At 68.1% G+C, this 22,201-nt stretch carries 24 protein-coding genes; 13 read left to right on the top strand and 11 right to left on the bottom strand.

Annotation, left to right across the window (positions count from 1 at the left end):
• Positions 1 to 395 precede the first annotated feature (395 nt).
• Positions 396 to 692 (bottom strand): cupin domain-containing protein, encoded by a 297-nt coding sequence (locus WJ16_RS30120; RefSeq protein ID WP_069260620.1) that lies wholly within the window; start codon positions 690 to 692, stop codon positions 396 to 398.
• A gap of 423 nt (positions 693 to 1,115) precedes the next feature.
• Between WJ16_RS30120 and WJ16_RS30125 the strand changes: the two genes are divergently transcribed.
• The 4 genes from WJ16_RS30125 (at position 1,116) to WJ16_RS30140 (ending at position 5,298) form a co-directional block, all read left to right on the top strand.
• Entirely contained in the window at positions 1,116 to 2,063 is a 948-nt protein-coding gene (locus WJ16_RS30125) for an ABC transporter ATP-binding protein (protein WP_069260621.1), read from the top strand.
• A gap of 3 nt (positions 2,064 to 2,066) precedes the next feature.
• Positions 2,067 to 2,828, top strand: coding sequence for an ABC transporter permease (locus tag WJ16_RS30130; protein WP_069260622.1), 762 nt, complete (start codon positions 2,067 to 2,069; stop codon positions 2,826 to 2,828).
• 149 nt (positions 2,829 to 2,977) lie between these two features.
• Positions 2,978 to 4,396 carry an MFS transporter gene (locus tag WJ16_RS30135; RefSeq protein ID WP_069260623.1) on the top strand — a complete coding sequence of 473 codons (1,419 nt, stop codon included), beginning with the start codon at positions 2,978 to 2,980 and terminating at the stop codon, positions 4,394 to 4,396.
• Between the two features lie 200 nt (positions 4,397 to 4,596).
• Complete coding sequence (locus WJ16_RS30140) at positions 4,597 to 5,298, top strand: oxygen-binding di-iron domain-containing protein (RefSeq protein ID WP_069260624.1); 702 nt, start codon at positions 4,597 to 4,599, stop codon at positions 5,296 to 5,298.
• Between the two features lie 48 nt (positions 5,299 to 5,346).
• Here the strand turns inward: WJ16_RS30140 and WJ16_RS30145 are convergent, their stop codons facing one another.
• The gene (locus WJ16_RS30145; protein WP_069260625.1) at positions 5,347 to 5,577 is read right to left on the bottom strand and encodes a hypothetical protein; all 231 of its coding nucleotides are present in this window, start codon (positions 5,575 to 5,577) and stop codon (positions 5,347 to 5,349) included.
• Positions 5,578 to 5,740: 163 nt separating this feature from the next.
• Here WJ16_RS30145 and WJ16_RS30150 point away from each other — a divergent pair, with 163 nt between their 5' ends.
• From WJ16_RS30150 to WJ16_RS30180, 7 genes are all read left to right on the top strand, one after another.
• Positions 5,741 to 7,507, top strand: a complete 1,767-nt coding sequence (locus WJ16_RS30150; protein ID WP_069260626.1) for an ATP-binding protein — start codon at positions 5,741 to 5,743, stop codon at positions 7,505 to 7,507.
• Between the two features lie 163 nt (positions 7,508 to 7,670).
• Positions 7,671 to 8,102 carry a YciI family protein gene (locus WJ16_RS30155; protein WP_069260627.1) on the top strand — a complete coding sequence of 144 codons (432 nt, stop codon included), beginning with the start codon at positions 7,671 to 7,673 and terminating at the stop codon, positions 8,100 to 8,102.
• Between the two features lie 104 nt (positions 8,103 to 8,206).
• A complete protein-coding gene (locus WJ16_RS30160; RefSeq protein ID WP_069260628.1) occupies positions 8,207 to 9,013 on the top strand; it encodes a DinB family protein in 807 nt (268 codons plus the stop codon).
• Between the two features lie 232 nt (positions 9,014 to 9,245).
• Positions 9,246 to 10,124 (top strand): alpha/beta hydrolase, encoded by an 879-nt coding sequence (locus tag WJ16_RS30165; RefSeq protein WP_174920930.1) that lies wholly within the window; start codon positions 9,246 to 9,248, stop codon positions 10,122 to 10,124.
• A gap of 102 nt (positions 10,125 to 10,226) precedes the next feature.
• Positions 10,227 to 11,120, top strand: a complete 894-nt coding sequence (locus WJ16_RS30170; protein WP_069260630.1) for a LysR family transcriptional regulator — start codon at positions 10,227 to 10,229, stop codon at positions 11,118 to 11,120.
• A 133-nt stretch (positions 11,121 to 11,253) separates the two neighbouring features.
• Entirely contained in the window at positions 11,254 to 11,580 is a 327-nt protein-coding gene (locus tag WJ16_RS30175; protein ID WP_069260631.1) for a carboxymuconolactone decarboxylase family protein, read from the top strand.
• Positions 11,581 to 11,640: 60 nt separating this feature from the next.
• Complete coding sequence (locus tag WJ16_RS30180; protein ID WP_069260632.1) at positions 11,641 to 12,648, top strand: aldo/keto reductase; 1,008 nt, start codon at positions 11,641 to 11,643, stop codon at positions 12,646 to 12,648.
• Positions 12,649 to 12,745: 97 nt separating this feature from the next.
• On the opposite strand, the gene WJ16_RS30185 is transcribed toward WJ16_RS30180, so the two are convergent.
• Both WJ16_RS30185 and WJ16_RS30190 read right to left on the bottom strand, forming a co-directional pair.
• Positions 12,746 to 12,979, bottom strand: a complete 234-nt coding sequence (locus WJ16_RS30185) for a hypothetical protein (RefSeq protein WP_069260633.1) — start codon at positions 12,977 to 12,979, stop codon at positions 12,746 to 12,748.
• 207 nt (positions 12,980 to 13,186) lie between these two features.
• Positions 13,187 to 14,086: a hypothetical protein gene (locus WJ16_RS30190; protein ID WP_069260634.1), complete on the bottom strand. Its 900-nt coding sequence runs from the start codon at positions 14,084 to 14,086 to the stop codon at positions 13,187 to 13,189.
• Between the two features lie 78 nt (positions 14,087 to 14,164).
• Between WJ16_RS30190 and WJ16_RS30195 the strand changes: the two genes are divergently transcribed.
• Positions 14,165 to 14,503, top strand: coding sequence for a helix-turn-helix domain-containing protein (locus WJ16_RS30195; RefSeq protein ID WP_069260635.1), 339 nt, complete (start codon positions 14,165 to 14,167; stop codon positions 14,501 to 14,503).
• Between the two features lie 18 nt (positions 14,504 to 14,521).
• On the opposite strand, the gene WJ16_RS30200 is transcribed toward WJ16_RS30195, so the two are convergent.
• From WJ16_RS30200 to WJ16_RS30225, 7 genes are all read right to left on the bottom strand, one after another.
• Positions 14,522 to 15,370, bottom strand: coding sequence for a TonB family protein (locus WJ16_RS30200; RefSeq protein ID WP_084636131.1), 849 nt, complete (start codon positions 15,368 to 15,370; stop codon positions 14,522 to 14,524).
• A complete protein-coding gene (pqqE, locus tag WJ16_RS30205; RefSeq protein ID WP_069260637.1) occupies positions 15,346 to 16,485 on the bottom strand; it encodes a pyrroloquinoline quinone biosynthesis protein PqqE in 1,140 nt (379 codons plus the stop codon). The genes WJ16_RS30200 and pqqE overlap by 25 nt, the downstream gene beginning before the upstream one ends.
• A 1-nt stretch (position 16,486) precedes the next feature.
• The gene (gene pqqD / locus WJ16_RS30210; RefSeq protein ID WP_069260638.1) at positions 16,487 to 16,768 is read right to left on the bottom strand and encodes a pyrroloquinoline quinone biosynthesis peptide chaperone PqqD; all 282 of its coding nucleotides are present in this window, start codon (positions 16,766 to 16,768) and stop codon (positions 16,487 to 16,489) included.
• The gene (gene pqqC, locus WJ16_RS30215) at positions 16,765 to 17,484 is read right to left on the bottom strand and encodes a pyrroloquinoline-quinone synthase PqqC (RefSeq protein WP_069260639.1); all 720 of its coding nucleotides are present in this window, start codon (positions 17,482 to 17,484) and stop codon (positions 16,765 to 16,767) included. The genes pqqD and pqqC overlap by 4 nt, the downstream gene beginning before the upstream one ends.
• Positions 17,485 to 17,486: 2 nt before the next feature.
• Positions 17,487 to 18,410, bottom strand: a complete 924-nt coding sequence (pqqB, locus tag WJ16_RS30220; protein ID WP_069260640.1) for a pyrroloquinoline quinone biosynthesis protein PqqB — start codon at positions 18,408 to 18,410, stop codon at positions 17,487 to 17,489.
• 61 nt (positions 18,411 to 18,471) lie between these two features.
• The gene (gene pqqA / locus WJ16_RS34030) at positions 18,472 to 18,546 is read right to left on the bottom strand and encodes a pyrroloquinoline quinone precursor peptide PqqA (protein WP_006485436.1); all 75 of its coding nucleotides are present in this window, start codon (positions 18,544 to 18,546) and stop codon (positions 18,472 to 18,474) included.
• Between the two features lie 322 nt (positions 18,547 to 18,868).
• Positions 18,869 to 20,887, bottom strand: a complete 2,019-nt coding sequence (locus tag WJ16_RS30225) for a sigma-54-dependent Fis family transcriptional regulator (RefSeq protein WP_069260641.1) — start codon at positions 20,885 to 20,887, stop codon at positions 18,869 to 18,871.
• A gap of 287 nt (positions 20,888 to 21,174) precedes the next feature.
• Between WJ16_RS30225 and WJ16_RS30230 the strand changes: the two genes are divergently transcribed.
• Positions 21,175 to 22,191, top strand: coding sequence for an alpha/beta fold hydrolase (locus WJ16_RS30230; protein WP_069260642.1), 1,017 nt, complete (start codon positions 21,175 to 21,177; stop codon positions 22,189 to 22,191).
• Positions 22,192 to 22,201 lie beyond the last annotated feature (10 nt).

Below are 22,201 nucleotides of genomic sequence, written 5' to 3' on the forward strand. Positions count from 1 at the left end.
TTCGCCGCTAAACGGCGAGATGGCAACGCAGAGACGCGATCGGCATCGCGCCTGCATTCAGCGAAAAGTCGGGAAACGGCAGTCCGGCTGGCCCGGCGGATAGGCGTCTCATCGTGTGGTCTCCATACGTACGCTTGATTCGTTATCGTGATGCGTCGTTTGTCGAGACTATGATCGGACCATTCCAACAAGTAAATGGATGCAGAGTTCCAAACGAATGAAATGGCGCGATCCTAGCGTTTACACGGTATTTGACAGATTTTCAAACAGCCTTCATTTTATTTGCTCAGACAAATAACCAGCCTGTCCAACACGCGTTTGAACGGCAGCCATCAACTCGCGCCGAATCAGGCCGGCCGGGCCTCGGCGGCTCACACGCATGCTGCGGCGCAACCTTACACGTCGACGATCGCGAGCGTGCCGTGGCTACCCGGCAGCACCGCGTGAGGTGTGCCGGCCAGCGCGAGGTACATCTGCCCGGCCTCGACCACGACCGTCTCGCCGCCGACCTCGAGCATCATCCGGCCGTCGAGCACCAGCAGCCCCTCGTTGTAGTCGTGCACTTCCGCTTCGTACGGCTGCGCGTCCATGCGCAGCACCTTGATCCGGGCCGGCCCGACCTCGCCGACGATCGTGGATTTCCATGCGACGGCCTGCGCCGCCGCGACGGATTTGAAATCGATCAAAGACATCCGCGCCGCTCCGTCAACGATGAAAGGAACGCATTATCACGTGCGCGGCGCACGCGGTCCCGGTACGGCGCAGGAGCCGCCGGGCAGGCCGGTCGGCCCGACCGCCGCGCCGCCATGCGATCGCGGCCTGATTCGCGCAAACGCGTCCGTATTGTTCGCTCCAGTCAAATAAATCGCCACTTTATCGAGCGAGATACGCGCAATTCACGCCAATCCGGCACCGGCACCGCCCGTCCTTTCCACCAGAATGCATTTCCATCTACCGATTGCTAATATGGCGGTCCCGCGATCCCGCACCACAATACCGTTCGACATGACGCCCGTCCGCCATGCCGTTCCCGCTTCCGCCCGCTTCGCAGCGACGCCGACGCCGGGCACGCGCGGCGCACGCCGTCGCGCCGGCCGGCCGTGCCAGCCGTGAGCATGCAACCGATCCTTTCCGTCTCCGACCTCTCCAAGACTTACGCGTCCGGCTTCCAGGCGCTGAAGCACGTGACCCTCGACATCCGCCCCGGCGAGATCTTCGCGCTGCTCGGGCCGAACGGCGCCGGCAAGACGACGCTGATCGGCTCGATCTGCGGGATCGTCACGCCGACCGAAGGCCGCGTGACGGTCGGCGGCCACGACATCCGCGATCACTACCGCGCGGCCCGCGAAATGATCGGCCTCGTGCCGCAGGAGCTGACCACCGACGCGTTCGAAACCGTCTGGGCGACCGTGTCGTTCAGCCGCGGCCTGTTCGGCAAGGCGCCCGATCCCGCGTACATCGAGAAGACGCTGAAGGCGCTGTCGCTGTGGGACAAGCGCGACAACAAGCTGATGACGCTGTCGGGCGGCATGAAGCGCCGCGTGATGATCGCGAAGGCGCTGTCGCACGAGCCGCGCATCCTGTTCCTCGACGAGCCGACGGCCGGCGTAGACGTCGAGCTGCGCCGCGACATGTGGAAGCTCGTCGATTCGCTGCGCGAGAGCGGCGTGACGATCCTGCTGACCACGCACTACATCGAGGAAGCCGAGGAAATGGCCGATCGGATCGGCATCATCCTCGGCGGCGAGCTCGTGCTCGTCGAGGAAAAGCGCGAGCTGATGCGCAAGCTCGGCAAGAAGCAGCTCACCGTGCAGCTCGAGCATCCGCTCGCGGACGTGCCGCCCGCGCTCGCGCCGTTCGGGCTCGAACGCGCAGGCGACGGCACCGCGCTCGTCTACACGTACGACTCGCAACGCGACGACGCGAGCATCGCGAAGCTGATCAATGCGCTCGGCTCGGCCGGCATCGGCTTTCGCGACCTGCACACGACGCAGAGCTCGCTCGAAGACATTTTCGTCAGCCTGATCGACAACCGCCGCAACGGCGTGCAGCAAGGAGCCTGACGCATGAACCTGCATGGAATCCGCGCGATCTACCGCGCCGAAATGGCCCGCACGCGCCGCACGCTGATGCAGAGCATCATCGCGCCGGTGATCTCGACGTCGCTGTACTTCGTGGTGTTCGGCTCCGCGATCGGCTCGCGCATCAGCGACGTGAACGGCATCGGCTACGGCTCGTTCATCGTGCCGGGCCTCGTGATGCTGTCGCTGCTGTCGCAGAGCATCTCGAACGCGTCGTTCGGCATCTACTTCCCGCGCTTCACCGGCACGATCTACGAGATCCTGTCCGCGCCCGTGTCGTACTGGGAGATCGTGATCGCGTACGTGGGCGCGGCCGCGTCGAAGTCGATCCTGCTCGGCGTGATCATCCTCGCCACCGCCGGCCTGTTCGTGCCGCTGCATATCCTCCATCCGTTCTGGATGGTGACGTTCCTCGTGCTGACGGCCGTCACGTTCAGCCTGTTCGGCTTCGTGATCGGCATCTGGGCCGACAGCTTCGAGAAGCTGCAGCTCGTGCCGCTGCTGATCATCACGCCGCTCACGTTCCTCGGCGGCAGCTTCTATTCGGTCGACATGCTGCCGCCCGCATGGCGCGTCATCACGCTGTTCAACCCGATCGTCTATCTGATCAGCGGCTTCCGCTGGTCGTTCTACGGGATCGCCGACGTGCATGTGTGGATCAGCCTCGCCGCCACCGGGCTGTTCCTCGTGATCCTGCTCGCGATCGTCGCGTGGATGTTCCGCACCGGCTACAAGCTGAAGAACTGACACGGCACGCGCCGCCGCCGATGACGCATTTGGGCAAGCAGGCGGCGCTTTTCCTCTGATGCGGCAGTTTGTGGTCGCGTCTACTGAAGATGAAGCATCGGGGCCCTGGAGCATGCGCTTCGCGGCCCCTTTTCATTTCAGAGGACGCCATGCCCGCCGCCACCGCACCCGCCTCCGCCGCCGCCCGGCTCGAACGCCTGCCGTTCTCCGGCTATCACAAGCGGATCTTCTTCATCATCGCGATCGCGTTCTTCTTCGATTCGGTCGACCTCGGCACGATGACCTTCGTGCTCGGCTCGATCCGCAAGGAGTTCGGGCTGTCGACCGCCGCCGCCGGCCTCGTCGCGAGCGCGAGCTTCTTCGGCATGGTGCTCGGCGCGGCCGTCGCCGGCCTGCTCGCCGACCGCTTCGGCCGCCGGCCCGTGTTCCAGTGGAGCATGGTGCTGTGGGGCGCCGCGTCCTACCTGTGCTCGACCGCGCAGAGCGTCGACGCGCTGATCGTCTACCGCGTGCTGCTCGGCATCGGGATGGGGATGGAGTTTCCGGTCGCGCAGACGCTGCTGTCCGAATTCGTGCCGACCGAAAAGCGCGGCCGCCTGATCGCGCTGATGGACGGCTTCTGGCCGCTCGGCTTCATCACGGCCGGCGTCGTCGCGTATTTCGTGCTGCCGCAGTTCGGCTGGCGCACGGTGTTCGCGCTGCTCGCGATTCCGGCGGTGTTCGTGCTCGTCGTGCGCCGCATCGTGCCCGAATCGCCGCGCTGGCTCGAACACGCGGGCCGGCACGCGGAAGCCGACACGGTGATGAACACGATCGAAGCGAAAGTGATGCGCTCGGCCGGCGTCACGACGCTGCCGCCGCCGTCGCGGCTCGCCGAACCGGCCGCCGCCCGCGGGCGCGGCGCGCTGCGCGAGATCTGGAGCGGCGTGTACCGCCGCCGCACGGTGATGGTGTGGCTGCTGTGGTTCTTCGCACTGCTCGGCTTCTACGGCCTCACGTCGTGGCTCGGCGCGCTGCTGCAGCAGGCCGGCTTCGAGGTCACGAAATCGGTGTTCTACACGGTGCTGATCTCGCTCGGCGGCGTGCCGGGCTTCCTGTGCGCCGCGTGGCTCGTCGAACGCTGGGGGCGCAAGCCGACCTGCATCGCGTCGCTGATCGGCGGCGGCGCCATGGCGTATGCGTACGGCCAGAGCGCGCTGTACGGCGGCAGCACGACACTGCTGATCGTCACGGGCCTCGCGATGCAGTTCTTCCTGTTCGGGATGTGGGCCGCGCTGTACACGTACACGCCCGAGCTGTACGGCACCGGCGCGCGCGCGACCGGTTCGGGCTTCGCATCGGCGATCGGGCGCGTCGGCTCGCTGATCGGGCCTTACGTGGTCGGCGTCGTGCTGCCGGTGTTCGGCCAGGGCGGCGTGTTCACGCTCGGCGCGCTGTCGTTCGTCGCGGCCGCGATCGCCGTGTGGACGCTCGGGATCGAGACGAAGGGGCTCGCGCTCGAACAGCTCGCGGCAGGCGACGAAGCAGGCGGCGGCCGCTACGCGCCGGCAGCCGACAACGTGTCCTGATCGCCGCAGGTGCCCGACGGCCGGCGCGGCGTTCGGCGCCACGCCCGGCGGCGACTGCTGCCGCATGACCTGACAGGATTCGTGCGTGCACCGACGCTGCTAGACTGCATCGTGGCACCGCGTCGCGCGGCCCCGGATACATCGCGGCGATCGCGCGACGGCGGTGTCCGGCCCCCACTGCCCGCGCAAGGATGGCATCGATGGACCACGCCCGTATCGAAGAAATCCGCAGCGGCCTGTTTCGCGCAACGACTTATGTCGACAAGCTGAAGCTCGGCTTCAGCCAGTTCTTCGTCCGCTCGCCGGACGGCGACGTCGTCTGCATCGAAACGGGCACGCGTGCCAATTTTCCGCAACTGGCCGCGAGTCTCGCGACCGTCGGCATCGCGCCGTCGAGGGTGAGCAGCGTGATCGTTCCGCATTTCGAAGTCGACGAGATGGGCGCGCTGCCCGATTTCCTCGCGGCCAATCCGGCGCTCGTCGCGTATGCGCATCCGATCTGCACGCACGGGCTGGCCGATATCTTCGGCGTGCGCGCGGAGCCGTTGAAGGACGGCGAGCCGACGACGATTTCAGGGGTGGACGTCGTGCCGGTCTTCACGAAGCACGTGCATCAATGGGATGCGCTGGTCGTGTACCTGCCGGCATACAAGGCGCTGCTGTCGTCGGACATCCTGATGCGCTTCGGCGACGAGGCGGCGGACGACCCGCTGCCGGCGATCGTCGATTCGATCCGCCGCTCGGACTACCTGCCTTCGCTCGCACACCTGGCGAATGCGCTGCGGCGAATCCAGGCGCTCGATCTCGACGTGATCCTGCCGATGCACGGCCCGGCGATCACGCACGACATCCCGCGCGTGCTCGCCGGGGCGATCGCTCATTGCGAAGCCGCCGCCGTGTAGTCAAACGCGGCGGCGGCCGTCCTTCGATTGGGGTGCAGCCGATGCCGGTCAGGCGCCGGCGACGACGAACTCTTCGGCCGCCTTGCGATGCACCGCGGCCATCACCGCCAGTTCGCGCTTGCTGCGCACGTCGGCGGACACGACGCCCGTCGCGTGCTTCGCCTTCGCGCCCGGCGGGAAAAAGACGAACGACGCACCGGCCGGGGCGGCCGGTTCCGCGCGCAAGCGTTTGTTCAGGATTTTCAGGTACTTCTTCTTCGACACTTCCTTAGCAGCCATGGCGCCCTCCGCGTGAACGTGGTGAGGATCAGCATATCAGTTTTGGCGACGGGTTCCGCGACGGCCGACGCGCCGCCATGCGGGCCGATCCGCACTAAAATGGAGCACGCTTTCACGATTGGCCGCGCCGCCCGCGGCCGCCTGTCCTCACCGGAGCGCTTCCATGCAGGTCGAGTTGTTCGCACAGCATCACGCTTGCCCCGGCTGGCGGGGCGAGATGGCCCGGCGCATCGCCGCGTTCGACTGGGCGGCCACCGGGCTGGGCCCGCTCGACGCGTGGCCGGCCAGCCTCGTCGCCGCGGTGCGCATCGTGCTCGCGTCGCCGCTGCCGCTGGTAATGCTGTGGGACCGCCCCGGCTACATGATCTACAACGACGCGTATGCGGGGTTCGCGGGCGGCCGCCACCCTTATCTGCTCGGCCAGCCGGTCGAACTCGGCTGGCCCGAGGTCGCCGATTTCAACCGCAACGTAATGAACACGTGCCTCGCCGGCGGCACGCTGACCTATCGCGACAAGGCGCTCGTGCTGCTGCGCAGCGGCCGCCCCGAAGACGTCTGGATGGATCTGCACTACAGCCCGATGCCCGACGACGACGGCGCGCCGGGCGGCGTGCTCGCCGTCGTCGTCGAAACCACCGAACGCGTGCTCGCCACGCGCCATCGCGATCGCGCGGAAGCGGCACTCCAGGCATCCAATGCCGAGCTGCGCAGCCTGACCGAAACGCTCGAACAGCGCGTGACCGACGCGATCGCCGAGCGCGCGGCGATCGAGGAGCAATTGCGTCACGCGCAGAAGATGGAAGCGATCGGCAGCCTGACGGGCGGCATCGCGCACGACTTCAACAACGTGCTGCAGGTGATCAGCGGCAATCTTCAGATTCTCTCGGTCGAACTCGGCGAGCATGCCAGCGCGCAACCGCGGATCGAGAGCGCGAACAACGCGGTGCGGCGCGGCGCGCAGCTGGCATCGCACCTGCTCGCCTTCGCGCGACGCCAGCCGCTTTCGCCGACGACGCTGAACCCGCGCCGGCTGATCGACGGCATGAGCGAGATGCTGCGGCGCGCGCTCGGCGAAACGGTCCGGATCGCCCCGGCGCTGTCGCCCGACGTCGGCAACGTGCTCGCCGACCGGCACCAGCTCGAGAACGCACTGCTGAACCTCGCGATCAATGCGCGCGATGCGATGCAGGGCGGCGGCACGCTGACGATCGCCGCGTACAACGACACCCATCCGGTCGACACGCCGGGCACACGCCGCACGCCGATCCCGCCCGGCGAATACGTGGTGTTCGAGATCGCCGACACCGGCGCCGGCATGACGGCGGACGTGCTCGAGCGCGCGTTCGAGCCGTTCTTCACGACCAAGCCGAACGGTGAAGGCACGGGGCTCGGGCTCAGCATGGTGTTCGGCTTCGTCAAGCAGAGCGGCGGCCACGTGTCGATCGACAGCACGCCGGGCCGCGGCACGACCGTACGCCTCACGTTTCCGCGCTGCCACGAAGCGGCCGACGAACCCGCCCGCACGCCGCAGCACGACGCGGTGCGCGGCCGCGAGACCATCCTCGTCGTCGAGGACGATGCGGATGTCCGCCTGACGGTGGTCGACATGCTCGCGCAGCTCGGCTACAAGGTCATCACGGCTTCCGACGGCGAAGCCGCGCTGCGCGTGCTCGACAGCGAGACGCCGATCGACCTGCTGTTTACCGACGTGATCATGCCCGGCCGCGTGAAGGGCGGCGAACTCGGGCGCCGCGCCGCGCGGCGCAAGCCGCCGCTGCCCGTGCTGTTCACGTCCGGCTATACGCACGACGAGATCTTTCATGCGGGGCGGCTCGACCCGGGCGTGATGCTGCTCGGCAAGCCGTATCGGCGCGACGAACTCGCCGCGCGGATCCGCAGCGTGCTCGATGCGCATGCCGGCGCGGCATGACGCACTGCCGGCGCGACGCGCTCTCGCCCCGTTCCGATCACCGCTGATTTTTTTCTGCCGCGATGTCGATTCGCGTCGCCGCCGCGCGTCGTAGTGTCGTAACCGATCGATTTGCCGTCGCCCTGCGGCGGATACCTTCACACCTTTTCAAGGAGACTCGACAATGCGCGTCATGGTCATCGTCAAAGCCACCGCCGATTCCGAATCCGGCCGCCTGCCCGACACCGAACTCATGGCCGAGATGGGCCGCTTCAACGAGGAACTCGTGAAAGCCGGCATCCTGCTCGCCGCCGACGGATTGCACCCGAGCAGCCGCGGCAAGCGTGTGCATTTCTCCGGCAAGAACCGCTCCGTCGTCGACGGCCCGTTCGCCGAAACGAAGGAACTCATCGCCGGCTTCTGGCTGTGGCAGGTGAAATCGATGGAAGAAGCGGTCGAATGGGTGAAGCGCTGCCCGAACCCGATGCCCGGCGATTCCGACATCGAGATCCGTCCGCTGTTCGAAGCCGAGGATTTCGGCGACGCATTCACGCCCGAGCTGCAGGAGCAGGAAGCGCGGATGCGCGCGGAAGTCGACGCCCGGCAGAAGTCCTGAGCGACGGACGGGCGCGACACTCGCGCCCGTCCTGACCGGTAGGTTGACGGGCTCCGTCGAGTAACGTATCGTTTTGACACGTTACTCGACGGAGCCCGTTCGCCATGCATTCCCGTTTCGACCGTTTCCGCGCCACCGCGCTCGGCGCCCAGCTCGAAGCGCTGATCGCGCATCCCGCGCGCTACGCGGAATTCGCGGCGCTGTCGCGCGTCGGCGTCGCCGCGATCGGTGCGATCCAGCACGAAATCGCGCTGAAATTCCCCGAAATCGAAGCCGACACGACGGGCCGCCAGTTCTGCGGCGCGATGGTCGCGGACGTGATGCGCCGTCACGGCCACGACGTCGTGCAGGCGCGCGGGCGGCTCGACGGCACGCTGTTCAGCTACGGCGCGGTGTTCAGCGCCGCGCCGCAACGGCTGCCGTTTGCCGACGTCGTCGCCGCGCTGGGCCGCCTGCCCGATCGGCTCGCCGCCTATGCGGCGCACGTGCCGGCCGCGCTGTGGACACGCCGCCCCGACGGCACGGGCTTCTCGCTCGTCGAGCACGCGTGCCACCTGCGCGATCTCGACGCGGTGTTCGCCGCTCGCATCGACGCCGTGCGCACGCTCGAGCTGCCGGTGATCGCGTCCGTCGACGGCACCGTGCTCGCCGCGCAGCGCGACTATCTCGCCCAGCCGCTCGACGCGGCCGTCGCCGCGTTCCGCACGGGGCGCGCCGCGCTGTGCGCAACGGCAGCCGCGCTGGCGCCCGAGCAACTCGCGCGCTGCGGGTTGCGCGACGGCATCCGCCGCATGTCGCTCGACGAACTCGTGCGCGAACTGCTCGACCACGACCGCACGCACGTGCTCGAACTCGACGAACTGCTCGCCGAACTCGCATTGCCGCCCCTTCCTTCCGCTCCCGCCCAATGACCCAGCCCACACCCGTCGTCTTCGTCCACGGTTTCATCGGCACGCTCGACGTGCGCGGATGGAACGGCCGATGCGTTTCTCGACGCGCGCCAGAGCGCATCCTGCGCGCGCCGCCCGCCTGACAACCCGTAGGATTCGCCGAAATATGGCTGAAAGGCGCGGTTGCTAGAGTCGGTCGAACAGGGTTTTCCCGGTGCCCGGCGCCGGACAGGGTCGACACATGCAAAGATCGATGAATCTGGCACGCGCCTTCTGGCTGTTTCTGCTGGTCGCCATTTCCGGCCCCGCTCTCGCCTTCCAGGCGCGGGTCGTCGCGATCCCCAGCGCCGCGATGAACGAGACGCTCAGGGCGACCGTCGTGCTGCCCGACGGTTATGCGCGCGGCGCCCGCGACGGCGACCGCTATCCGGTCGTCTATCTGCTGCACGGCTCGGGCGGCGACCACACCGACTGGACGTCGAACACACATATCGCCGCGCTGGCCGACCGCTACCGCGTAATCCTCGTGATGCCCGACGGCGGGCACGAGAGCTGGTACATCGACAGTCCGTTCGACTCGGGCAGCCGCTTCGAAACCTTCATCGGCGACGAAGTCGTGTCCTACGTCGATGCGCACTTCCGCACGATCGCGACGCAGCGCGCCCGCGCGATCACCGGGCTCAGCATGGGCGGCTTCGGCGCGCTGCGCATCGCACTCGACCGGCCCGACACGTTCGGCGCGGTCGGCAGCATCAGCGGCGCGGTCGATCCGCGCTGCTGCGCGGACGAACCCGGCATCGACCACGTGTTCGGCGACCCCGGCCGCCATCCGTCGTTCTGGAACCGCAACGTGATCGTCGCCGGCGCCGGCGCGTTCGTGCGCGCGCACCTCGACCTGACGATCGATTGCGGCCGCGACGACGCGTTCGTCGGCTCGAACCGCACGCTGCACGAACGGCTCGTCGCGCTCGGCGTGCCGCACGACTATGCGGAGCGGCCCGGCGGCCACACGTGGGACTACTGGGCGAATGCGATCCGCTACCAGATGCGGTTCTTCGCGATGTCGTTCCAGCATGGCGGCTACGCGTACCATCCCGCGCCCCGTGCGCCGAACATGACGCGCGCCGGCTGACGCGCGCGGCATCGTCGCAAAGCATCGCATCGCTTCCCGTCGCATCGCGGGCTGGCGACCCCGGTGGTACGATGCGCTGGCATCGACCCTCCGACACCTGCCATGCCGCGCGACAACTTTGCGGACCTCCTCGCCTTCATCGCCGTCGCGCGCGAGCGCAGTTTCACGCGTGCGGCCGCCCAGCTCGGCGTGTCGCAATCCGCGCTCAGCCATACGATCCGCTCGCTCGAAACGCGCCTCGGCGTGCGGCTGCTCACGCGCACGACCCGCAGCGTCGCGCCGACCGAAGCCGGCGAGCGCCTGCTGCGCAACCTCGCGCCGCGCTTCGACGAAATCGACGCCGAACTGACGGCGCTCGCGGAGCTGCGCGACCAGCCCGCGGGCACCGTGCGCATCAACGCGACCGACTTCGCGATCCGCACGCTGCTGTGGCCGAAGCTCGCGCCGGTCCTGCGCGACTATCGCGACCTGAAGGTCGAATTCGTGAACGACTACGGGTTGTCCGACATCGTCGCGGAGCGCTTCGACATCGGCGTGCGGCTCGGCGACCAGGTCGCGAAGGACATGATCGCCGTGCGCATCTCGGCCGACATGAAAATGGCGATCGTCGGCGCGCCCGCGTATTTCGCGGAACGTGCGCGGCCCGTGTCGCCGCAGGATCTGGTCGAGCACGACTGCATCAACCTGCGCCTGCCGACACACGGCGGGCTGTACGCATGGGAACTCGCGCGCGGCGACGACGTGCTGCAAGTGCGCGTGGACGGACAGGTCACCTTCAACGGCACCTACGAAACGCTCGACGCGGCGCTCGCGGGCTACGGGCTCGCCTACGTGCCCGCCGAACTCGCGGCGCCGCATGTCGCCGCCGGCCGCCTCGACAGCGTGCTCGACGACTGGTGCCCGACGTTCCCCGGCCATCACCTGTACTACGCGAGCCGGCGGCAGTCGTCGCGCGCGCTCGCGGTGATCGTCGACGCGCTGCGCTATCGCGCATGAGCGGTCGAGGCGCCGCGTCGGCGCCGCGATTCATGAGCCGGGTCGATAAGTGCATGCGGTTTGCCGGGGATTATCGACACGCGCAGCGGCGGCTACCATCGTCGGGGTTCCCCAACCGCCACCGGAGCCCTCGATGTCCGAACCGACTTCCGCCGCACGCAAAGCGTTCGGCGCCATCGCCCCCGCGCTCGCCGACTACACCGACAACGTGCTGTTCGGCGACGTGTGGCAGCGCCCCGGCCTGTCGCCGCGCGATCGCAGCCTCGTCACGGTCGCGAGCCTCGTGTCGCTGTATCGCATCAACGAACTGCCGTTCCACCTGAAAAAAGCGCTCGACAACGGCCTCACGCGCGACGAGCTGATCGAGGCGATCACGCACCTCGCGTTCTACTCGGGCTGGCCGACCGCAAGCTCGGCGCTGCCGATCGCGCAGCGCGTGTTCGACGAAGCCGGCGTGTAAGCCGGCGGACAAGCGCCCCCGTTCATTCAACCGGCGGGCACGCGCCCGCATGGAGCTTCCATGGATTACCGCTATCTCGGGCGCAGCGCGCTCAAGGTGTCGCCGCTGTGTGTCGGTGCAATGATGTTCGGCGGCGAAACCGACGAAGCGACCTCGGCACGCATCATCGACAAGGCATTCGACCAGGGCATCAATTTCATCGACACGGCCGACGTGTATCACGCCGGCCGCTCGGAAGAAGTGGTCGGCCGCGCGATTGCGCCGCGTCGCGACAGCTGGATCGTCGCGACGAAGTTCGGTTATCCGGCCGGCCCGGACGCCGGGCCGAACCGGCAGGGCCAGTCGCGCAAATGGATCATGGAATCGGTCGACGCGAGCCTGAAGCGGCTCGGCACCGATTACATCGACATCCTCTATTTCCATCGCGCGCTGACCGATGCGCCGCTCGACGAAGGCATGCGCGCGATCGCCGACCTGATCCGGCAAGGCAAGGTGCGCTACTTCGGGCTGTCGAATTTCAAGGGCTGGCGTATCGCCGAAATCGTGCGGCTCGCGGACCAGCTCGGCATCGATCGCCCGGTCGCGAGCGAACCGCTGTACAACCTCGTCGATCGCACGGCCGAGGTCGAACAGCTGCCGGCCGCCGCGCACTACGGGATCGGCGTCGTGCCGTACAGCCCGCTCGCGCGCGGCGTGCTGACCGGCAAGTACGCGACGGATGCGCAGCCGCCCGCCGATTCGCGCGCGGGCCGCGGCGACCGGCGTATCCGGCAAACGGAATGGCGGCCCGAATCGTTGCACATCGCGCAGCAGGTGGCCGCGCATGCCGCCGCGCGCGGCACAACCCCGGTTGCATTCGCACTGGCATGGGTGATGAAGAATCGCATCGTCAGCTCGACGATCGCCGGGCCGCGCACCGAAGCGCACTGGGACAGCTACATCGACGCGCTGACGCTCGAACTCGGCCCGGACGACGAACGGTTCGTCGATTCGCTGGTGCCCCCCGGGCATGCGTCGACGCACGGCTATACCGATCCCGGCTATCCGGTCGAAGGCCGCAAGGTCTGAAGCCGGAACGGGATGATCGAACGGCATGCCGGGCGCAATGCCCGGCATGAAGGTGAACGCGCGTCGCCCGACGCGCGAAAGCGTGAACGCCGCGGGATCAGTTGTCGTGCGCGGTGGTGTCGGCGCCGGCTATGCGATCGAAGAATTCCTGCGCACGCGCCAGCTCGTCGAGCGCGCGATCGAGGCGCGACATCGCGCGTGCGTATTCGGCCGACGAAACGTCGTCGTCGCTTTCGCCGCGCACGGCGCGAAACGCCTGATCGACGTTGCGCGTGGCTTCGACGAAGCGTTGCGCGGCCTGGGCTTCCCGCGAACAGATGTGGGTCGACATCGACACTTCTCCCTCAGGATTGCAGTGTGAAGCACGCCGACGCTCAGTGTGCGTGGTGCGCATGTCGGCGGCGTGAACCACGACCCATCGAGGGTCGACGCATCGGCCGCCGCGCAGCGCGCTTCGTGCCGATTGTCCCTCTACGCTCGCCGCTCCGCTATGGCGAGATTGCAACAAATTCTTGCGCGACGCGCGGCGCGCGTTTCGTCATGCACGCCCGATGCGCGGATGCGCCAGACCCGCGAACGCGGCCGCGTCGCCCGGCGACAGGTCGAACAGGTCGCCGGTGAGATCGCGCGGATGCTCGGCCGCCGGCCGGTTGCGCAAACGTGCGACATGCGTGGGCGCAACATACGCTGCCGCCGTTTCGATCGGCGGCACGTCGAACAGGTCGCGCGTGACGCCGCGCACGGCGTCCGTCGGCGAGCGGCCGCGCAAGCGCGCGACGAGCTCGACGAAGCGATCGAAATCGCCCGCGCGCGTGGCCTTGTTCACTTCCGCGAGATCGCGCGCCTTCAGCACGCACGGCTGCGCGAGCCGCACGAAATACGGCGCTTCGAGCTCGACCGACAACGCGAGCGGATAGCTCTTGCCCGTCTGCTCCTTCGCGCGCCCGACGCAATCGACCACGGCCGCGCCCTGGGCGGCACCGAGCGGCTTGCCGGTGCTCACGCTGCGCAGGTGATCGGGAAACACGCGCAATTGCGTGCCGACCGTCAGCGCGGTGGACGACGCGCACACGAGCGCGTAGTGCTGTTCGCGGCGCCGGCCCGACGGCAGCGTCGAGCGGCTGGCGATGAACGTGTGCGGCGGCAACGGCCGCACCTGCCCGTTGGCGTCGATCCATGCATTCCACAGCAGCATGTTTTTCCGCTCGCCTGCGCGCGGGCGCGATGCGACCGGCGAAAACAGCGCGAGCAGCGAGCCCGTGCGATGCGCGGCGACTTGCGCGCTGCTGCCGAGCGGCTGGTTGATGCCCCACAGAAAACGTCCGCCCCCGAGCCGACGCTCCCATTCCTTGCGGAGCACGACGGTCGGCAGTTCCTCGCCGGACTCGGTACCGATCTTGGTCCAGCAGAACGTGGGGGGGAGGTGTTTCAGTGTCATCAACTTTCTCGCGATACAGCCTCGCTGGTGACAGCAAGCCCATTCAACAGCCGTTACTGTATAGGTATAATGCATCGCATGGAAGCCCCGGACCAAGATTTTCCCGTTCAAGACCTGTTGCGCCGTCTGCTGGCGGATACGCGTTCGTCCAGCGAAATTGCGCGACTTTCCGGGGTCAGCCAGCCGACCGTGTCGCGCCTGCGGCTGTCGAACGGGCGGCGGCTGCGCCGCAGCGCGCCATTCAACAAGCTATGCAGTTTCTATGGCGTCGATACGAAGCCGTCGCGCCGCCGCTACAACGACCTGCTGCGCGACGCGATCGTCGACGCATGGGACGGGTCGGACGAGCACGGGCGCGCGCTGCTGGTCGTGATTCAGGGGCTGAAGGGGCTGCAGGGGAAGGCCGACGATGGGTGATGGGGGCGACGTGCCCGGTCATTCATCGAGATTGAACGTTACGGGCACGCGCGCCCGCATCGGCGACGGCGCGCCATTCTCCAAGTACGGCGTGCAGCGGCTCGCCAGCGCGGCTTCGCGCGCTGCCGCGTCGAGACGCGGATAGCCGCTGCCTGTCACGACACGCGCGGCAACGACCCTGCCCGCCGCATCGGTCTCCAGCTCGACGAGCGCCGTGCCATGCTCGCCCGTGCGCAGCGACTGCGGCGGGTAGTCGGGTGGAGCGAGCACGCATTCGGGATGCACGACGAAGCGCGGCAGCGCGGATGCCGGAATTGCGTGCGAGACGGCTCGCGTCTGCCCGGCGTTGGGACTCGGATCGTCGTCGGGCATGCTGCGTCGCTCGACCGACGTAGCGGCCGGCACGGGCCGTAACGGCGTCGACGCATCATGGGCCGGCGGTCCGGCGCGATCGGGCGCGACGGGTTTCATCGCCGGCGACTTGCCGCTCTGCGACGATCGGGCCGCAGGCACGGCACGATGCAGCGCGCGTGACGCGGCCTTCGACGGCGCCGCGACAGGCGCCCTTGTCGCCCCCTCCGGGGCCGGCACAATCAGTATCGCCATCATCAGTCGACGTTGCACGGGCACGCTGCGCGCCACCGGTTCGCGTGCGAGCAGCATGAATACGCCCGCATGCATCACACAGGTCGCAGCGACAGCCAACACGATGCGCATGCCGCCCGGCCGTCCTTGCCCGCCCGACCCTCGCCAGCGATATGAATAGGAATGCATATCGATCGCTCCAGAGTCCATCGCGCCATGCCCCCGTTCGCACCGGCCGTCGTGTTCGTCGCGCGCCGTCAGCAGTCGGGCGTCGCTCCACATTGCGCGAGCGAATTCTCCCGGCTGCGGAAAACCAGCGGCTGTTCGTCGCGCGTCGTGCCACGTCGCGCGAATTGCACCGCCTGCTCGACCTGGCCGTGATGGGCGGACTTCGCACACACCGGATCGGCCTCCTTCGGGTCGCCGGCCAGCAGGTAAGCCTGACACCGGCAACCGCCGTGATCCGCATGTCGCTCGTCGCACGTGCGACACGGCTCGCGCATCCAGTCGTCGCCGCGAAACGCGTTGAACGCGTCGCTGTCGTACCAGATTTCCTTCAGCGACCGGTCGCGTACGTTCGGCAACGCGAGCCCCGGCAGCGATCGCGCGGCGTGACACGGCAGTGCGGTACCGTCCGGCGCGACGCCGACGAATACCGAGCCCCAGCCGTTCATGCAGGCCTTCGGGCGATGCTCGAAATAGTCGGGCACGACGAACAGGATCCGGCAGCGCTCGCCGACCAGCTTGCGATAGCGGTTCACCGTTTCCTCGGCCTCGCGCACCTGCTCGACGGTCGGCATCAGTTGGTCGCGATTGAGCATCGCCCACCCGTAATACTGCGTGTTCGCGAGTTCCAGGTAATCGGCGCCGAGGTCGAGCGCCATCTCGATGATCTGCCCCACGTGCGGCAGGTTGTAGCGATGCAGCACGCAGTTGAGCACCATCGGGTAGCCGTGCGCCTTGATCAGCCGCGCCACGCCGCGCTTCAGTTCGAACGTGCGCGTGCTGGTCAGGAAATCGTTCAGTTCGCGCGTCGAATCCTGCAGCGACAACTGGATGTGGTCGAGCCCGGCCTCCTTGAGCCGCTGGATGCGCGCGACGTTCAGCCCGATGCCCGACGTGATCAGGTTCGTGTAGAAGCCGAGCCCGCGCGCATGCGCGACGAGCGTCTCGAGGTCGCCGCGCTGCAGCGGCTCGCCGCCCGAGAAGCCGATTTGCGCGGCGCCGAGCGCGCGCGCATCGCTGATGACCGTGCGCCACGCATCGGTGTCGAGTTCCGCGCCATGCGTCGCGAAATCAACGGGGTTGTAGCAGAACGCACAGTGCAGCGGGCACCGGTACGTGAGTTCCGCGAGCAGCCACAGCGGCGCGGACGGGCGTGAAGTGTCGGGGGCCATGTCAGTCGAGCCAGCCGCGCAGGCGCGCATGATCGAGGAAACGGTAGACGTCGGTCGCCAGATCCGATTGCCTGAACAGGCGCTCGAGTTCGCCGATGATGTCGTCCAGTTCATGCGTGCCGTCGCAGCGCGCGAGAATCTCGCCCGCACTCGGGTTGAGCTTGACCATGCCCTCCGGATAGAGGAGCACGTACGCATCCTGCGCCGCCTCCCATTGCAGTCGGTACATGCCCCGGAGGCAGGGGCGCAGCGGTACGCCGCTGGCAGCTTCGATCGCGTTCATAGGGGGTAGGCCTTTTCGACGGCGTCGAGCATCGACCACAAAATGTCGAGCTTGAATTGCAGAATGCCGAGCGCGCGCTGCTGCGCATCCGGTGTCGTGAAATGCGCCAGCGTGACCGCGAGCCCGTGTTCGACGTCGCGCTGCGCGAGCGGCACCCGGCTGCGGAAATAGTGCAGCCCGGCGGGCTCGATCCACGGGTAATGCGACGGCCAGCCCGCGAGCCGGTCGAGATGGATCTGCGGCGCGAACATCTCGGTCAGCGACGAGCACACGGCTTCCTGCCACGGCGCGCGCCGCGCGAAGTTCACGTACGCGTCCACCGCGAAGCGCACGCCGGGCAGCACGTGTTCGAGCGACCACAGTTCGGCACGCGTGAGCCCGCATGCCTCGCCGAGCCGCACCCACGCCTCGATGCCGCCTTCGTGGTCGCCCTGCCCGTCGTGGTCGATCAGCCGCTGGACCCAGCGGCGTCGCGTGTCGCGGTCGGGGCAGTTCGACAGGATCGCGGCATCCTTGAGCGGGATGCTGATCTGGTAGTAGAAGCGGTTCGCGACCCAACCGCGGATCTGCGCGGGCGAACATGCGCCGCTGTTGAGCCGCCGGTTGAACGGATGATGGATGTGATAGCGCGATTCGAGCGCACGCAGTCGCGCCTCGAATTCGGTCGCGTTCCAGGGCGTCGCGTGCAACGCCGTAGCGGGGATCGGTGCGTTCATCGTCAGACCTGGAATTGCATGCCGTCGTGAGCGACGTCGATGCCATGCGCGCGCAGGTGCGCGTGCTCGACGGAATGCGGATCGAGAATCGGGTTCGTGTTGTTGATGTGCGTGAGCACCTTGCGCGTCTGCGCGGGCAGCGTATCGAGCCAGTCGATCATGCCGGGCCGCCCGTGTTCCGCGCACTGCGCGAGGTGCCCCATGTCGGCCGCGTGCTTGGCCGACAAGCCGAGATCGATCATCTCGGTCCCGGTCCAGAACGTGCCGTCCACCAGCACGAGATCGGCGCCGTCCATCGCAGCACGCACGTCGTCGGTGACCGCCGCGAGCCCCGGCGCATAGAACGCGCGCCGCCCGCTCGCGACGTCTTCGATCGACAGTGCGATATTGTCGCCGGGTGCGGCCGACGCGCGCCGCGGCGAATAAGGCGGCGGCTTGCTGTCGACGACAATCGCGGTGAAACGAATCCCGCTCGCCGCCGGCACCGAAAACGCCTCGCCGGGGGTGATCGTATGAGCGGCGACGCCGCAGTAATGGCCGAGCAGCGGCACGAGCGGCAAGCCGGTCGACAGATCGTCGAGCACCGGCGCACTCGCGTAGAGCGGCAACGGCGCCGATCGCTCGCGCAGCATCAGCAGGCCCGTCACGTGATCGATCTGCGCGTCGCACAGCACGACGGCCGCGATGCCGCTGTCGCGGATCGCGCGCGCCGGCTGCAGGTCCGGATCGGCGCGCAACTGGGCAAGAATGTCGGGCGACGCGTTGACGAGGACCCAGTCGATGCCGTCGTCGCTGACCGCGATCGACGACTGCGTGCGCGGCAACACATGGCCGCTTCCACTGCGCGCACGGCGGCAGTTCGCACAATTGCAGTTCCATTGCGGCAGCCCGCCGCCGGCTCCCGAGCCGAGTATCTTGATCTTCATGGGCGTCAGCTCCCGAGGCCGCCCGCGCCGACCACGGCGAAACGGGCGGCACGCACGGCGATCAGCGGTTGGCGATGTACATCGTGATTTCGAAGCCGAAGCGCAGGTCGGTGTATGACGGTGTCGTCCACTGCATGGTGTGTCTCCTGTTGAGTTGATGCGTTGCTGGGTGAGTCGAACAACCGCGGCAATCATGCGGTCGGTTCCTCATCAGCAAGGAGCGTGCCGATGTCGCACTTTCGCGGCCAGGCGGCGGCCTGCGGCCATCATCCGGGCATCGGGCCGCCGACCTTACGAACAGCCGACACGATTCGCGCGAATGCAGTCCGCCGCCCCGACCGCGCGCGGCGTCCGGGGGGAGGCAGGTGTTGAAACGTTGAACACCGGTGTTGCAACTTGGCACACCGGTTGTGACAGGTCGCGCGCCGCGCGACGGCCGATACCGCGTGGCCCGCGTGTCAGCTTTCGTCCGACGGGTGGCGCTCCGGGTCGACCGTCGGCATCTTCCGGTAGATCGTGTTGCGCGATACGCCGAGCGCGCGCGCCGCGGCGGAGACGTTGCCGCCGTGACGGGCCAGCGCCGCGGCGATCGCCGACGCGGCCACGTCCTGCAGCCGCGCGTCGGCAGGCGGGAACGCGTCCGTGACGCCGGGTCCGGCGCTCGCCGCGGCGGACGGATCGGACACGGCCGGCGCATCGTCGCGTCGCAGGTCGTCGAAGAAGTCGTCGGGCAGATGCTCGCGCCGGATTTCTCCATCGTCGTCGACCATCGCGGCCGCCGTGCGCAGCAGGTTGCCGAGCTGGCGGAAGTTGCCCGGCCACGCGCAGCGCTCGAACAGCGCCATCACGTCCGGGGCGACCGACAGCGGCGGCCGGCCCGGGCTCGCGAACGCTTCCCGTTGCAGCATCTTCTGCACGACGACCTCGAGATCCGTGCGGTCGCGCAACGGCGGCAGGCGCACCACGAGGCCGTTCAACCGGTAGTAGAGATCCTCGCGAAAACGGTTCTGCGCGATCATGTCGCGCAAATCGCGGTGCGTTGCGCAGATGATCGCGATGTCCACCGCGATCGTCTTCGTCGACCCGAGCGGGTTGACGAGGCGCTCCTGCAGCACGCGCAGCAGCCGAACCTGCAGCGGATACGGCATGTCGCCGATCTCGTCGAGAAACAGCGTGCCGCCATTCGCCTGCAGCAGCTTGCCGACCGCCCCCTTGCGGCGCGCGCCGGTGAACGCGCCCTCCTCGTAGCCGAACAGCTCGGACTCGATCAGCGTCTCCGGAATCGACGCGCAGTTGACCGCGACGAACGGTGCATCGCGCCGCGGCGAGTCGTTGTGGATCGCCTGGGCGAGCAGCTCCTTGCCGGTGCCGGTCTCGCCGGTGATCAGGATCGGGATGTCCTTGCCGATCACCTTGCGCACCTTCGCGATCACGCTGGCGACCTGCGCATCGCCGGTGTCGAGATAATTGAGCCGCGACAGGCAGGCCGACTTGGCCGCCGCCGGAGCGGGCGCCGCGTTCGCGCGCGCGGCCTGCGCCGCGTCGTGCACGTCCGTCGGCCGGCTGCCTTCGGCGAGCGTCACGCGGCGAAAGTGCACGCGCGCGCAGACCACCGCGCCGTTGCCCAGATTGAGCGTCAGGTGCCGGTCCGTGTTCGCGCGCATACGGTCGATCAGTTGCGCACTCGTGACGTCGAACAGGGACGACAGCGTGTGCGCGCGCAGCGCAGCGAGCGGCATGCCGAGCTGGAACTGAGCGCTGCGATTGGCCGACAGGAAGCGACCGTCGGCGGTGAAAGCGACGATCCCTTCCATCAGCGTGCCGAGGAATTCGGGGCGCCCATGAAACGACACCTGCAGCGTTTCCTGAAAGGTCGTCGTAAACAGATGATTCTCGATCATCTGGACCGACATCTTCGCGAGCGCCATCGTGTGCTGGTGATAGCCACGGTGGTCGCCTGTCACGTCGAGCACGCCGATCGCATCGCCATACGGATCGAGGATCGGCACGCTCGAACAGGTCAGGAAGCGGTTCGCGGCCAGGAAATGCTGGTCGCCGTGGACGACCATCGGGCACAGCTCGGCCAGCGCCGTGCCGATCGCGTTGGTGCCCTGCCGGTTCTCCGCCCAGTTCGCGCCCGGGCGCAGCGCGACCTTCTCCGCGCGGCGCAGGAAATCGTCGTCGCCGATCGAATGCAGGATCAGCCCTTCCGCATCGGTCAGCACGATCATGCTCTGCGTGTTGACGATCTGCTCGTGCAACGTCTCCATCACCGGCATCGCGTGCACGCACAGCACCCGGCTCTGCTCGCGCTTCAGCACCAGCGCCGAGTTCGACAGCACATCGTAGTCGGGCCGGGCCGTTACCTGCAGGCCGAACGTCTCCGAGCGCTCGTGGGCCTTCTGGATCGACGGCGCGGGCCAGCCAGCGGGATGCGCGGCCGGTGACCCGGCCGCCTGCTCTACGTCTTCGCGCATCGTCTCCTCCGGGGAATCGTTCCGGTCAATTGCCGGGCTCTTTGCCCTGGTTGCAAGCAAGCATCGGGCCACGCCGGCTCCGCGGCACGAACCGAAAGCACGACGTAATAAAGTCGTCCTGACACTGTCGCGCGACAGCATGGCCCCGGTGATACCGCGATTTCCCGGCGCGTGACTACCCGTGCGAATCCCGATCTTCGCGGCTGGCGCGTTTCTGGCTTTGACACAGATCAGGCTGCCCGGCCGTCAACGTTCACGCCTCCCGATTCCGCCAGAACCCTATCGCCATGATGCGTCGCCCGATTCCCTCCGCGCCGTCGCCCGCGCTGCGGGTCCCGCCCGACACACCGACGTCGCGAGCAACGCCTGCCCGCCTGCGCATGCGTCGTGACGCGCAATCGATCGCCTTCGCAACGGCCGGCGCCGCGCAGGGCCATCCGGTCGTCGTGCTGCACGGCGGTCCCGGCAGCGGCAGCCAGACCGGCATCCTGCGACTGTTCGACCTCGCGCGCGTGCGTGTCGTGCTCGTCGACCAGCGCGGCGCGGGCGCGTCGGCACCGCGCGGCGGCACGCGTCACAACCGCACCGCGCAGCTGATCGCCGATCTGGAGGCGGTGCGCGAGCGGCTCGGCATTGCGCGCTGGGGCGTCGTAGGAGGCTCGTGGGGCGCCGCGCTCGCGCTCGCGTATGCGGGCACGCATCCGGAGCGGGTGACCGGTGTCGTACTGCGCGGCCTGTTCCTGACGTCGCCACGCGAAATCCGCGGGCTGTTCATGACCTCCCGCACGCGTGCGCCCCGCGAATGGCGGCGCCTGCATGCGGCAGCCGGCGGCGGGCCGCCGGAGCGCCTGCTGGCGCGCTGCGCGCAGCGGTTGCGCCACGGCGCGAGCACGGGCCGACAGCGCGCGGTGGCGCTCGCATGGCACGCGTACGAAAACGCCCTCCTCGCATCGTCATGCACACGGCGCTCGCCGGTGCGTGCGGTCCGCTCGGGCAAGACGGCCGCCCTGCTGATCGACAAATACCGGATCCAGGCGCACTACCTGCAGCGCGATTGCTGGCTCGGCGAGCGCCGCGTGCTCGCGCTCGCGCATCGGGCCGTGCAGGCCGGGGTGCCACTGTTCGCCGCGCACGGGATGCACGATCCCGTCTGCCCGATCGACAACGTCGACCGCCTCGCGCGGGCCGCACCCGACGTCGTGATCGAGCGCGTGAAGGCAGGACATCTGGCAAGCGATCCCGCGTTGGCGCGCAGCGTCGCACGCGCCGTGCGTGCGATGTTCGCGACGGCGCCGTTCCCGTGACGCCCCCCCC

The organism is Burkholderia metallica (genome assembly GCF_001718555.1).
Classification (GTDB): Bacteria; Pseudomonadota; Gammaproteobacteria; order Burkholderiales; family Burkholderiaceae; genus Burkholderia; species Burkholderia metallica.

Bases quoted from the DNA above. Each gene is read 5' to 3' on its own strand.
- WJ16_RS30120 (WP_069260620.1), bottom strand. From the start codon at position 692: ATGTCTTTGATCGATTTCAAATCCGTCGCGGCGGCGCAGGCCGTCGCA.
- WJ16_RS30125 (WP_069260621.1), top strand. From the start codon at position 1,116: ATGCAACCGATCCTTTCCGTCTCCGACCTCTCCAAGACTTACGCGTCC.
- WJ16_RS30130 (WP_069260622.1), top strand. From the start codon at position 2,067: ATGAACCTGCATGGAATCCGCGCGATCTACCGCGCCGAAATGGCCCGC.
- WJ16_RS30135 (WP_069260623.1), top strand. From the start codon at position 2,978: ATGCCCGCCGCCACCGCACCCGCCTCCGCCGCCGCCCGGCTCGAACGC.
- WJ16_RS30140 (WP_069260624.1), top strand. From the start codon at position 4,597: ATGGACCACGCCCGTATCGAAGAAATCCGCAGCGGCCTGTTTCGCGCA.
- WJ16_RS30145 (WP_069260625.1), bottom strand. From the start codon at position 5,577: ATGGCTGCTAAGGAAGTGTCGAAGAAGAAGTACCTGAAAATCCTGAAC.
- WJ16_RS30150 (WP_069260626.1), top strand. From the start codon at position 5,741: ATGCAGGTCGAGTTGTTCGCACAGCATCACGCTTGCCCCGGCTGGCGG.
- WJ16_RS30155 (WP_069260627.1), top strand. From the start codon at position 7,671: ATGCGCGTCATGGTCATCGTCAAAGCCACCGCCGATTCCGAATCCGGC.
- WJ16_RS30160 (WP_069260628.1), top strand. From the start codon at position 8,207: ATGCATTCCCGTTTCGACCGTTTCCGCGCCACCGCGCTCGGCGCCCAG.
- WJ16_RS30165 (WP_174920930.1), top strand. From the start codon at position 9,246: ATGAATCTGGCACGCGCCTTCTGGCTGTTTCTGCTGGTCGCCATTTCC.
- WJ16_RS30170 (WP_069260630.1), top strand. From the start codon at position 10,227: ATGCCGCGCGACAACTTTGCGGACCTCCTCGCCTTCATCGCCGTCGCG.
- WJ16_RS30175 (WP_069260631.1), top strand. From the start codon at position 11,254: ATGTCCGAACCGACTTCCGCCGCACGCAAAGCGTTCGGCGCCATCGCC.
- WJ16_RS30180 (WP_069260632.1), top strand. From the start codon at position 11,641: ATGGATTACCGCTATCTCGGGCGCAGCGCGCTCAAGGTGTCGCCGCTG.
- WJ16_RS30185 (WP_069260633.1), bottom strand. From the start codon at position 12,979: ATGTCGACCCACATCTGTTCGCGGGAAGCCCAGGCCGCGCAACGCTTC.
- WJ16_RS30190 (WP_069260634.1), bottom strand. From the start codon at position 14,086: ATGACACTGAAACACCTCCCCCCCACGTTCTGCTGGACCAAGATCGGT.
- WJ16_RS30195 (WP_069260635.1), top strand. From the start codon at position 14,165: ATGGAAGCCCCGGACCAAGATTTTCCCGTTCAAGACCTGTTGCGCCGT.
- WJ16_RS30200 (WP_084636131.1), bottom strand. From the start codon at position 15,370: ATGTGGAGCGACGCCCGACTGCTGACGGCGCGCGACGAACACGACGGC.
- pqqE (WP_069260637.1), bottom strand. From the start codon at position 16,485: ATGGCCCCCGACACTTCACGCCCGTCCGCGCCGCTGTGGCTGCTCGCG.
- pqqD (WP_069260638.1), bottom strand. From the start codon at position 16,768: ATGAACGCGATCGAAGCTGCCAGCGGCGTACCGCTGCGCCCCTGCCTC.
- pqqC (WP_069260639.1), bottom strand. From the start codon at position 17,484: ATGAACGCACCGATCCCCGCTACGGCGTTGCACGCGACGCCCTGGAAC.
- pqqB (WP_069260640.1), bottom strand. From the start codon at position 18,410: ATGAAGATCAAGATACTCGGCTCGGGAGCCGGCGGCGGGCTGCCGCAA.
- WJ16_RS30225 (WP_069260641.1), bottom strand. From the start codon at position 20,887: ATGCGCGAAGACGTAGAGCAGGCGGCCGGGTCACCGGCCGCGCATCCC.
- WJ16_RS30230 (WP_069260642.1), top strand. From the start codon at position 21,175: ATGATGCGTCGCCCGATTCCCTCCGCGCCGTCGCCCGCGCTGCGGGTC.